Source organism: Micromonospora tulbaghiae, from assembly GCF_900091605.1.
Lineage (GTDB): Bacteria > Actinomycetota > Actinomycetes > Mycobacteriales > Micromonosporaceae > Micromonospora > Micromonospora tulbaghiae.
In genome coordinates, this window is sequence record NZ_FMCQ01000016.1 from 1 (window position 1) to 10822 (window position 10822).

The 10822-nt window shown below is 70.5% G+C and carries 10 protein-coding genes; 3 read left to right on the plus strand and 7 right to left on the minus strand.

The annotated features are described in order from the left end of the window. Positions 1-93 precede the first annotated feature (93 nt). Positions 94-893 (plus strand): IS5 family transposase gene (locus GA0070562_RS29755; protein WP_210893946.1). Its coding sequence is split into 2 segments (ribosomal slippage): positions 94-430 and positions 430-893, totalling 801 coding nucleotides; the frame shifts between segments, so codons are not numbered across the junction. A 121-nt stretch (positions 894-1014) separates the two neighbouring features. Here the strand turns inward: GA0070562_RS29755 and GA0070562_RS29760 are convergent. Further along, positions 1015-1323: a 4a-hydroxytetrahydrobiopterin dehydratase gene (locus tag GA0070562_RS29760; RefSeq protein ID WP_018784696.1), complete on the minus strand. Its 309-nt coding sequence runs from the start codon at positions 1321-1323 to the stop codon at positions 1015-1017. A 238-nt stretch (positions 1324-1561) separates the two neighbouring features. Here GA0070562_RS29760 and GA0070562_RS29765 point away from each other — a divergent pair, with 238 nt between their 5' ends. After that, positions 1562-1948, plus strand: a complete 387-nt coding sequence (locus GA0070562_RS29765) for a (deoxy)nucleoside triphosphate pyrophosphohydrolase (protein WP_091428231.1) — start codon at positions 1562-1564, stop codon at positions 1946-1948. Positions 1949-2055: 107 nt separating this feature from the next. Here the strand turns inward: GA0070562_RS29765 and GA0070562_RS29770 are convergent, their stop codons facing one another. The 6 genes from GA0070562_RS29770 to GA0070562_RS29795 form a co-directional block, all read right to left on the minus strand. Beyond that, positions 2056-3162 carry a succinate dehydrogenase/fumarate reductase iron-sulfur subunit gene (locus GA0070562_RS29770; RefSeq protein ID WP_091428234.1) on the minus strand — a complete coding sequence of 369 codons (1107 nt, stop codon included), beginning with the start codon at positions 3160-3162 and terminating at the stop codon, positions 2056-2058. Continuing rightward, the gene (locus GA0070562_RS29775) at positions 3162-5075 is read right to left on the minus strand and encodes a fumarate reductase/succinate dehydrogenase flavoprotein subunit (RefSeq protein WP_091428236.1); all 1914 of its coding nucleotides are present in this window, start codon (positions 5073-5075) and stop codon (positions 3162-3164) included. The genes GA0070562_RS29770 and GA0070562_RS29775 overlap by 1 nt, the downstream gene beginning before the upstream one ends. 10 nt (positions 5076-5085) lie before the next feature. Further along, a complete protein-coding gene (locus GA0070562_RS29780) occupies positions 5086-5907 on the minus strand; it encodes a hypothetical protein (protein WP_091428238.1) in 822 nt (273 codons plus the stop codon). Between the two features lie 227 nt (positions 5908-6134). Further along, positions 6135-7538, minus strand: a complete 1404-nt coding sequence (locus GA0070562_RS29785) for a TldD/PmbA family protein (RefSeq protein ID WP_091428240.1) — start codon at positions 7536-7538, stop codon at positions 6135-6137. A gap of 94 nt (positions 7539-7632) precedes the next feature. Continuing rightward, the gene (locus GA0070562_RS29790) at positions 7633-9069 is read right to left on the minus strand and encodes a TldD/PmbA family protein (protein ID WP_091428242.1); all 1437 of its coding nucleotides are present in this window, start codon (positions 9067-9069) and stop codon (positions 7633-7635) included. Between the two features lie 71 nt (positions 9070-9140). Beyond that, complete coding sequence (locus tag GA0070562_RS29795; RefSeq protein WP_091428246.1) at positions 9141-9689, minus strand: Uma2 family endonuclease; 549 nt, start codon at positions 9687-9689, stop codon at positions 9141-9143. 240 nt (positions 9690-9929) lie between these two features. On the opposite strand from GA0070562_RS29795, the gene GA0070562_RS29800 reads away from it, so the two are divergent. Next, a partial coding sequence (locus tag GA0070562_RS29800; RefSeq protein ID WP_091428244.1) for an ABC transporter ATP-binding protein occupies positions 9930-10822 on the plus strand: 893 nt, incomplete at its 3' end.

Genomic DNA, 10822 nt, shown 5'->3' on the forward strand with positions numbered 1-10822 from the left:
CTAAGAGGTCCTAACTTAATGATGTTGGGCGTAACCGGCCGGATGTGAGGGTCGTTTCGTCTGGACGTGAGGAGGGGTGAGCAGCCGCCGTGGATCGTCTCGGATGAGTTGTGGGCCGAGATCGCACCGCTGCTGCCACCCCGCCCACCACGCCGCCGCCGGTACCCGGGGCGCAAGCCGCTGGATGACCGCAAGGTGCTGTGCGGGATCTTGTTCGTGCTCTACACCGCGATCCCGTGGGAGTACCTGCCCCAGGAGTTGGGGTTCGGCTCCGGGATGACCTGCTGGCGCAGGTTGCGGGACTGGAACCAGGCGGGGGTGTGGCAACGGCTGCACGAGGTGCTGCTGGCCCGGCTGCGGGGCGCGGGCCAGTTGGACATGTCGAGGGCGGTGATCGACGGCTCCCACATCCGGGCGCTCAAGGGCGGCCCAAAACTGGTCCGAGCCCGGTCGACCGCCGCAAGCCTGGCTCGAAACACCACGTCATCACCGACGCCGGCGGCATCCCTCTCGCGGTCACGCTGACCGGCGGCAACCGCCACGACTCCACCCAGACCACCGCCCTGCTCGACGCCATCCCCCCGATCGGCGGACGCCCCGGCCCGCCACGGCGGCGCCCCGACCGGCTGTATGCCGATCGGGGCTACGACTACGACAGCCACCGCCAACAGATCCGGGCCCGCGGCGTCACCCCCGTCATCGCCCGACGCGGCACACCCCACGGCTCTGGCCTCGGCACCCGACGCTGGGTCGTCGAACGCACCATCGCCTGGCTGCACTGGTTCCGCCGCCTGCGCATCCGCTGGGAAATCCGCGACGACATCCACCAAGCCTTCCTCAGCCTCGCCTGCGCCCTCATCTGCTGGCGCCAACTCCAACGCACCCAAAGTTAGGAGTTCTAAGGGGTTATCGCACAATCCGTCTACTTCGGGAGCGTTGTACCTCCCGTTACCGGATGTCCTACCCTCAGGTTTGTTTCCTAACCCCGGATCCTCAGCGATCTCTCAGGGAGTGTCAGGGTTCGGTGACCGCGCGGACCGCGTCCTCGATGCGCGCGGCCAGCAGCACCTCACCCTCGGTGAGCGGCTCGCCGTCGCCGTGTCCGAGCCTGATCTGGGTACGGTCGGCCCGGCGGCTGATCTCGGGGCGCAGCCGCAGCGCGTCGGCAACCACCGCCACCCGCTCGGTGAGCGCGGCGTGCTGGGTGTCGTCGAGGACGATCGTGCGGCGGATCTGTTCGCCCTCGCGCGTCCATCCGGACAGCAGGGCTAGCGCGTCGCTGAGGTAGTCGTGCTTCGCCCGGCCGCTGAACAGCACGCGCATCACCGCACCTCCCAGGCGTCGTTGCCGGCTTGTGGCCAAATCGTCGCCATCCCGTGTCCCAGTCGACGCCCTCTAGTCTCTCGCCACTCAGATGGTGTGTCCACGCCCACACTTCCGTGTTCTGCTGACCTGACGGCCGACGCAGCTACCCAAACCGCCGATTGATCTGGCACGCTGGTGGCCCGTGCGGACCGAACGGGTTAGCGGAAGCGGGCAGGCCGACCGGCGGGACCCGAGGGTGGTTGTCGGGGCGGCGATCATCGAGGGTGGCCGGGTGCTGGCGTGCGAGCGCTCCGCGCCTCCCGAGGTGGCGGGGCGCTGGGAGTTCCCGGGTGGAAAGGTCGAGCCGGGCGAGGCCGAGACCGACGCGCTGGCCCGGGAGTGCGTCGAGGAACTGGGCGTACGGGTGGCGGTCGGCGCGCGTGTCGGCCGCGACGTACGGATGGCGCACGGCCGGTCCGTGTTGCGCGTCTACGCCGCCCGCCTGCTGCACGGCGACGAGCCCAAGGCCCTGGAGCACGCCGAGCTGCGCTGGCTGTCCGCCGCCGAGCTGGACAGCGTCGACTGGCTGCCGGCCGACGTGCCGATCGTGGCCGCGCTTCGCCCCCTGCTCGACACCCCCTGAACGACCGCGGCGCGAGCCGGGCCGTCCGGCGAACCGGACAGCCTGCCGGAAACGGGACGAGGGCCCGCGGCGTGTGCCGCTGGCCCCCGTCATCGTCGTGCTGCTGTTCAGTGCTTCGGCTCGTCCTGCTGCGGGTGGGCGAAGTTGAGGTGCTCCGGCGGCAGCGGGAACGTCACGTCGTCGCCGAACGGCGACGGCGCGGCGGCCTTGTTGAAGGTCAGTTCGGTCAGCGGCAGCTTGCCGTTGGCGTCCACCGCCGGGGCGGTCGGGTGCGGCACCTCGCGGTGCCAGTTGACGCCCTGCTGCGCCTGACGCTCGGCGGCGCTGTCGTGCGAGCCGCCCGCGTGCGAGTGCACCCCGCCGGCGTGCGAACCGCCGCCGTGCGCGTGCGCCCCGCCGTGCGCCCCTCCGGACGTGACGGCACCACTCGAATGCCCGCTGGTCGCGCTGGTCTGAGGCACCTGACCCCTCCGGAAGATCTTGTTACCGAGCCACACAAGGGGATCGTACCTGCGGTCGACGACCCGTTCCTTCATGGGGATGATCCCGTTGTCGGTGATCTTGATGTGCTCGGGGCAGACCTCGGTGCAGCACTTGGTGATGTTGCAGAATCCGAGCCCCATGTCCGACTGCGCGTACTCCCGGCGGTCGGTGCGCGCGTCGAGCGGGTGCATGTCCAGCTCGGCCGCCCGGATGAAGTACCGGGGGCCGGAGAACGCTGGCTTGTTCTCGTCGTGGTCACGGATCACGTGGCAGACGTTCTGGCACAGGAAGCACTCGATGCACTTGCGGAACTCCTGCGAGCGCTCGACGTCGACCTGCTGCATCCGGTAGTCGCCGGGCGCCACGTCGGCCGGCGGCGCGAACGCCGGGGTCTCCCGGGCCTTCTCGTAGTTGAACGAGACGTCGGTGACCAGGTCCCGGATCACCGGGAAGGTACGCAACGGGGTGACAGTGACGGTCTCCGACTCCTCGAACGTCGACATCCGCGTCATGCAGCCCAGCCGCGGCTTGCCGTTGATCTCCATCGAGCAGGAGCCGCACTTGCCGGCCTTGCAGTTCCACCGGCACGCCAGGTCCGGGGCCTCGGTGGCCTGGAGGCGGTGGATCACGTCGAGGACCACCTCGCCCTCGTTCACCTCGACCGTGTAGTCCTTCAGGTCCCCGCCGGTCTCGTCGCCCCGCCAGATGCGGAACTGGCGCTTACTTCCCATCAGTTGTTCGCCTCCTCGGTGAGGGCGTCGAACTCGGCGAGTTCCTCGTCGGTCAGGTACTTGGCCAGCTCGGCCCGGTCGAACAGCCCGATCAGCTCCGGCCGCATCTTCGGCAGCGGCTTGTGGGTGAGCCGGACCGCGTCCCCGTCCAGCGAGCAGACCAGGTTGACGCTCCGCCACTTCGGGTCCATCGCCGGGTAGTCCTCCCGGGTGTGCCCGCCGCGCGACTCCTGCCGCTCCAGTGCCGCCTTCGCGGTGCACTCCGACACCACGAGCATGTTGCGCAGGTCCAGCGCCAGGTGCCAGCCCGGGTTGTAGCGCCGGCCGCCGGCCGCGCTCACCTTCGCCACCCGCTCCCGCAGCTCGGCCAGTCTGCGCATGGCGTCGGCGAGCTCGCCCTCGCGCCGGATGATGCCGACCAGGTCGCCCATGACCACCTGGAGGTCCTGCTGGAGCTGGTACGGGCTCTCCCCGGTGTCCCGCTGCAACGGCGCCAGCGCCGTCTCCACGGCGGCCTCCACCGCCGCCACCGACACCGCCGGGCGGGTGGTGAGCTGATCGGTGTACGTGGCGGCGTGCCCGCCCGCGCGCTTGCCGAAGACCAGCAGGTCGGACAGGGAGTTGCCGCCGAGCCGGTTGGAGCCGTGCATGCCGCCGGACACCTCACCGGCGGCGTAGAGCCCGCGCACCGTGCCGAAGGCCGCGCCGGAGTCGGGGTCCACCTCGACGCCGCCCATCACGTAGTGACAGGTCGGGCCGACCTCCATCGGCTCCTTGGTGATGTCGACGTCGGCCAGTTCCTTGAACTGGTGGTACATCGACGGCAGGCGGCGGCGGATCTCCTCGGCCGACTTACGGGAGGCGATGTCCAGGTAGACGCCGCCGGCCGGCGTACCCCGGCCCTCCTTGACCTCGCTGTTGATGGCGCGGGCGACCTCGTCGCGGGGCAGCAGCTCCGGCGGGCGCCGGTTGTTGTCCGGGTCGGTGTACCAGCGGTCCGCCTCCTCCTCGGTCTCCGCGTACTGCTTGCGGAACACGTCGGGGACGTAGTCGAACATGAACCGCTTGCCCTCGGAGTTCTTCAGCACGCCGCCGTCGCCGCGTACCGACTCGGTGACCAGGATGCCCTTCACCGAGGGCGGCCAGACCATGCCGGTCGGGTGGAACTGGAGGAACTCCATGTTGATCAGCGTGGCCCCGGCGCGCAGCGCCAGCGCGTGGCCGTCGCCGGTGTACTCCCACGAGTTCGAGGTGACCTTGTAGGACCGTCCGACGCCGCCCGTGGCCAGCACCACCGCGGGCGCCTCGAACAGGACGAACTCGCCGGACTCGCGGTAGTAGCCGAACGCGCCGGCGACGCGGTCGCCGTCGAGCAGCAGCTCGGTGATCGTGGTCTCGGAGAAGACCCGGATCCGCGCGTCGTAGCTGCCGAACTCCTGCTTGTCCTCCTGCTGGAGCGAGACGATCTTCTGCTGGAGCGTGCGGATCAGCTCCAGGCCGGTCCGGTCGCCGACGTGCGCCAGGCGCGGGTACTCGTGGCCGCCGAAGTTGCGCTGCGAGATCTTCCCGTCCTTGGTGCGGTCGAACAGCGCGCCGTACGTCTCCAGTTCCCAGATCCGCTGCGGCGCCTCCTTGGCGTGCAGTTCGGCCATCCGGAAGTTGTTGAGGAACTTGCCGCCGCGCATGGTGTCCCGGAAGTGCACCTGCCAGTTGTCGCGCGAGTTCACGTTGCCCATCGCGGCGGCGGCGCCGCCCTCGGCCATCACCGTGTGCGCCTTGCCGAACAGCGACTTCGAGATGATCGCGGTCTTCTTGCCGGCCAGCCGGGCCTCGATCGCCGCGCGCAGGCCGGCGCCACCGGCCCCGATCACGACGACGTCGTAGTGGTGTCGTTCGATTCGCGTCTCAGTCATGTCCAGGCTCTCAGTTGATGAACCGCAGGTCGTTGATCCAGCCGGCGGCGACCGCCATCACGTAGAAGTCGGTGAGCGCCAGGGTGCCCAGGGTGATCCAGGCGAGCTGCATGTGCCGGACGTTCAACCAGGACACCCCGGTCCACGCCTTGTAGCGCATCGGGTGCTTGGAGAAGTGCTTGAGCCGCCCGCCGATGATGTGCCGGCAGGAGTGGCAGGAGATCGTGTACGCCCACAGCATCACCACGTTGACGATCAGGATGATGTTGCCCAGGCCGAAGCCGAAGCCCTCGGGGGAGTGGAAGGCCAGGACCGCGTCCCAGGTGTTGATCAGCGAGATGATCGCGGCGGCGTAGAAGAAGTAGCGGTGCAGGTTCTGCCCGAGCAGCGGGAACCGCGTCTCGCCGCTGTACGACTGGTGCCCGTCCGGCACCGCGCAGGCCGGCGGCGACAGCCAGAACGACCGGTAGTACGCCTTGCGGTAGTAGTAGCAGGTCAGGCGGAACAGCAGCAGGAACGGCAGGGTGAGCGCCGCGTCCGGGATGATCCACCAGCCGGGCAGGAACTGGCCGAAGTGCGAGGAGCCCTCGACACAGCGGTCGGTGACGCAGGGGGAGTAGAACGGCGTCAGGTAGTGGTACTGCTCCACCCAGTACCACTTGTGCATGAAGACCCGGACCGTCGCGTAGATGACCCACGCGCTGAGCCCCACCACTGTGATCAGCGGGGCGATCCACCATCTGTCGGTCCGCAACGTCTTCGCCGCGATTGCGGCGCGTGCCCGCCCTCCCCGCGGCTGCGGTCTCGGCGTCCTGGCCGACGTAGTTGTCATTCGAGTCATCTCCCTGACGTCACTGTCACGTCCTGCGCACGCGCGAGGCCACACCGGTGAACCGGTGCGGCTAAGTGACACACGTTACGCCGATCTTCACGGCCCGGCCGCGCAACGCAGTGTCCCGTGTGTCCCGCAGCTTGGAAAGAGTCAGTTCATGATCAATGTGGCGGGTCGGTCGAACGGTGCGCCGACCGGCGGCGTGGCGTGCCCGGCGGCGTGCCGGGTCACCCGGACGCGCCGCCGGTGAAGTGCCAGGAGGACAGCCGCAGCGCCGGCGTCTCGTACCAGGAACCGTCGACGCGGCCCGGCTGGCGGACCGCCGTCCGGCCCAGGCCGAGCACCCGGCCCGGCCCCAGCGCCCGGGGGTACGACTCGGTGAACCGGAAGTCGCGTACCGCCCGGGTCGGCACGCCGTCCTCGACCAGCCACACCCCGTTGCGGGTCAACCCGGTGATCACGAGTTGCTTCGGGTCCAGCACCCGGGTGTACCAGAAGTCGCTGACCAGCAGCCCGCGCCGCATGCCGGCCACCAGCGCGGCGGTGTCCGGGTCGCCCACCGCCCCGGTCACGCCCGCGCTCACCGGTCCGGCGGCGACGGCCGCGCCGGCGTCGGTCGTGCCCGCCAGCAGGCGGATGTTGTGCGGGATCGGCCCGAACGTCGCGCTGCCCGGCATTCCGTGCCCGGTCGACCCGGCGCCCGCCTCGGCACCGGCACGCCTGTCGTACGCCACCGCGCCGGTGGTGCCGCCCTCCACCAGCGGCAACGCCCGCCGGGGCGTGCCCTCCAGGTCGAACGGCAGCGTGCCGGCGTGCAGTGGATCGTCCACCAGCGTCACCGAAGGGTCGAACTGTGCCGTGCCCGGCTCGGCGAAGGACTGCCGTTCGGCGTACCGCTTGCCGTTGAAACCGTGCCAGGCCAGGTTCTGCAGCAGGTCGGCGACGGCAGCCGGTTCGAGCACCACCTCGTAGTGCCCGGGCGGCAGCTCGACCGGGTCGGCCGCGGCGCGTGCCTTCGCCGCCGCGCGGGCGCCGAGCGCCGCGCCGTCGAGATCGGCCAGCCGGTCGGCGCAGAGCCGCGCCACCCCGTCCGCGCCACCGGCGCGGGCGATGCCGTCCATCGCCGCCTCGGCCGCCCGACCCACAGCCGTGTGCCCGGCCGAGTTGGCGAACGCCCCCGACCGGTACGCGGTGCGGCAGTAACCGGCCGCCTCCAGCCCCTCGACCGCCGCGACGAACGCGCGTACCCGCTCGGCCCGCTCGTCGGGCGAGGCGAACGCGGTGGCCTCGTCGACGGCCGGGCCGGCGGGCACGGGCGTCGGCGCGGTGAGTCCCGGCCAGGCCGGGTCGGGCGGCGCGAGCCGGGCCGCGGCCCGGGTCCGCTCGACGAGCGCGGCCAGGCCGTCGGCGTCGATCCGGCTGCCGCTGCCGGTCACGGTCCGCCCGTCCACGTGCAACCGCAGGTGTACGGCGACGCCGGTCTCGGAGACGTTCTGGTGGACGAACGAGTTGGCGAAGCGGGTCAGCGCCAGGTCGGAGCGGGTCACCAGCACCTCGGCCTCGGCGGCCGGACCGGCCGTGTGCCGGACCAGGTCGACCACCCCGGCGGCGATCTCCATCTCGGCGTTCATGCCGGCACTCCGCTTCGCTCCGTGCCGTCATGAGGCACCGTCGCCCTGAGCCTGCCGATTCGCTCGCTGCGCTCGCTCATGCCGGCACTCCGCTTCATGCCCGCACCCCAACCCGGACGCCCCGGAACCGGGCCGGCGCGGCCGGGTGGCCGGTGTGCCCGACCTGCCCGGGCTGCCCCTTCCCGCAGTTGGGCGTGCCCCAGGCGACCGTCTCCGAGGAGAGCATGTCCATCGAGCGCCAGAAGACCGGGCCGATGCCGGTGTAGGTCGGGTTGCGCAGCATCCGCCCCCGGCGACCCTTCTTCACCTCCCAGCCGACCTCGCAGCCGAACTGGAAGTTGAGCCGCTTGTCGTCGATCGACCAGGACCGGTTGATGTCCATCAGCACCCCGTCGTCGGTGGCCGCGATGATCTCGTCGAGGGTGTGCGGGCCGGGTTCCAGGCCCACGTTCGTCATCCGCACCATCGGCAGGCGGGCCCAGCCGTCGGCCCGTACGCTGCCGCCGTAGTCCAGGCCGGCGGCGGCGGCCGAGTCCCGGCCGGCGAGCACCCCGACCCACCGCCCCTCGCGGACCGCGTCCCGGGCGACCGCCGGCGAGCCCTCGTCGTCGAAGCCGAAGCTGCCGAGCGCGCCCGGGATGGTCGGGTCGATCGTCACGTTCATCAGCTCCGAGCCGTAGCGCAGCGAGCCGAGGCGGGCCAGGTCGAGCCAGGACGTGCCGGCGAACGCCGCCTCCCAGCCGAGGATGCGGTCCAGCTCGATGGCGTGCCCGACCGACTCGTGGATCTGCAACGCGAGCTGCTCGCCGCCGAGGATCAGGTCGGTCTCGCCGGCCGGGCAGAGCGGCGCGGTGAGCAGCTCCCGGGACTCCTCGGCGATCCGGGCGGCGTGCGCGGCCAGGTCGAGCGAGGTGACCAGCTCCCAGCCGGTGGTGCCGTACTGCCCGCGGTAGCTCGGGTAGGACCGCCGCTGGGTCTCGCCGTCACCGATCGAGGTGGCCGAGATGCCGCCACCGCACTCCCGGATGCGCTGGTCGATCCGGTGACCCTCGCTGGAGACGAACCACTTCGAGGTGTCCCAGATCTGGTACAGCCCCTCGGCCAGGTCGGCGCCGTGCTCGCGCATCGTCGCCGTGGCCCGGACCAGCAGGTCGCCCTTGTCCGACAGCGGCACCCCGAGCGGGTCGACGACGCAGTCCGAGGCCCAGCTCGCCACCGTCGCCTCGACCGGCACCAGGTCGATCGGCGGGCCGGGAACCCGCGCGCTCGCGGCAGCGATCGCCGCGGCGCGCCGGCCGGCGTCGCGGGCCGCGGCGTCGGACAGATCGGGTACGGCGTGGAAACCCCAACCCGATCCGACGAGCGCGCGTACGCCCAGCCCGACGCTCTCGTCCTGGCTCAGCTCCTCGATGTCGCCGTTGCGGGCCGACATCGACTCGTAACGGCGGTGCATGACCCGGGCGTCGGCGTACCGGGCGCCCGCGTCGAGGGCGGCCTGGACGGCGGCGGTCGCCGCGTCGAACTCGCTCATGCGCGGTCCTGGTGGGTCGCTCGCTGACGCTCACTCATGCGCCCGACCCTAGGCGAGCGGGCCGACATCCGTCAGGGGACGAGATCCTCCGGCCGGACCGTGGCCCGGACGGGCTCGGTCAGCTCCAGCACGGAACCGGGTTTGGTCACCGACACCTCCCGGTAGTGCCGACCCTGTCGCTGGTAGAGGTGCAGCGTGCCGGTCTCCTGCTCCACCAGCAGATACCACTCGATGCCCGCGGCGGCGTAGTAGTGCATCTTGAGCACCTTGTCGGTCGCCGCGTTGCCGGGTGAGATGACCTCGCACACGAGCCGTACGTCCCGCGCCTCGATCATCGGCTCGTCGAAGTCGATCGACTCGGTGACGACCAGGTCGGGAATCGGTATGCGGCCTGGCCGGAGCCGGACGTTCACCGTCTCCAGCAGTTCCAGGCCGGCGTGCCGGGCCGCGGCCTCCAGCAGATTGCCGAGGTTCCGCTGGATTCGCTGATGCCGCGGAGTCGGTGCCGGTGTCACGTGCAGGCTCCCGTCGAAGAGTTCGACGCGTTGCCGCGTCTCGCCGAGGGCGAGGTACTCCTCTTCGGTCCACGGGCCGTCGTGGCCGAACACCGCCGCGGTCATGGTCGCCTCCACCTCGTGCCGACAGGAATGGTCCCTTCGTCACCGGGACCATGGTCGCACCCCGGGTGCGACGACGAGGCCGAGATGCCCAATCGCGGCCGTGAATGTCCCAGGTGAGGGGCGTGCGGACCGGAAACCCAGTCGTTACGCTCTGACCGCTGACAGACCGCTCGATGTAGCTTATTTTCGCCTCCAAGGGTTTGCTGTAGGTTCTCTTCATCACCGAAGGGGAGGCGGTCAATGGGCAGGTCGGAGGCGGTGCCGTCCGGGGAGCCGGACCGCCCGGAGGTGCCGGAGCAGCGATCCGGCGACGGGCCCTATCTCCAGGTCAGGGATCTGCGGGTGCGGTTCGACACCGAGGACGGTGTGGTGCGGGCCGTGGACGGGGTGTCGTTCGCGGTGGAGCGGGGCCGCACGTTGGGGATCGTGGGGGAGTCGGGGTCGGGTAAGAGCGTCACGTCGCTGGCGATCCTGGGTCTGCACAACGCGAAGCGCACGACCATCTCGGGGGAGATCTGGGTGGGTGGGCGTCAGCTGGTGGGGTTGGGTGAGGAGGAGGTGCGGCGGCTGCGGGGCCGGGACATGGCGATGGTCTTCCAGGATCCGTTGTCGGCGTTGCATCCGTACTACTCGGTGGGTAGGCAGATCGCTGAGGCGTATCGGGTGCATCATCCGAGGGCGGGTCGGCGGGAGGCGCGGACGCGGGCGGTGGACATGCTGGGCCGGGTGGGGATTCCGCAGCCGGGGAAGCGGTTCGATCAGTATCCGCATGAGTTCTCGGGTGGGATGCGGCAGCGGGCGATGATCGCGATGGCGTTGGTCAACGATCCGGATCTGTTGATCGCGGATGAGCCGACGACGGCGTTGGACGTGACGGTGCAGGCGCAGATTCTGGATCTGCTCAGTGATTTGCAGGAGGAGTTCCGGTCGGCGATCGTGTTGATCACCCATGACCTGGGTGTGGTGTCCCAGGTGGCTGATGACGTGTTGGTGATGTACGGCGGTCGGGCGGTGGAGCACGGGAGTGTGGAGCGGGTGTTGCGGGCGCCGCAGCATCCGTACACGTGGGGGTTGTTGTCGAGTGTGCCGTCGTTGCACGGTGACGCGGACGCGGACCTGGTGCCGATCCCGGG

Bases quoted from the DNA above. Each gene is read 5' to 3' on its own strand.
- GA0070562_RS29785 (WP_091428240.1), bottom strand. From the start codon at position 7,538: ATGAACGCCGAGATGGAGATCGCCGCCGGGGTGGTCGACCTGGTCCGG.
- GA0070562_RS29770 (WP_091428234.1), bottom strand. From the start codon at position 3,162: ATGGGAAGTAAGCGCCAGTTCCGCATCTGGCGGGGCGACGAGACCGGC.
- GA0070562_RS29790 (WP_091428242.1), bottom strand. From the start codon at position 9,069: ATGAGCGAGTTCGACGCGGCGACCGCCGCCGTCCAGGCCGCCCTCGAC.
- GA0070562_RS29775 (WP_091428236.1), bottom strand. From the start codon at position 5,075: ATGACTGAGACGCGAATCGAACGACACCACTACGACGTCGTCGTGATC.
- GA0070562_RS29760 (WP_018784696.1), bottom strand. From the start codon at position 1,323: ATGCGCGTGCTGTTCAGCGGCCGGGCGAAGCACGACTACCTCAGCGAC.
- GA0070562_RS29795 (WP_091428246.1), bottom strand. From the start codon at position 9,689: ATGACCGCGGCGGTGTTCGGCCACGACGGCCCGTGGACCGAAGAGGAG.
- GA0070562_RS29780 (WP_091428238.1), bottom strand. From the start codon at position 5,907: ATGACAACTACGTCGGCCAGGACGCCGAGACCGCAGCCGCGGGGAGGG.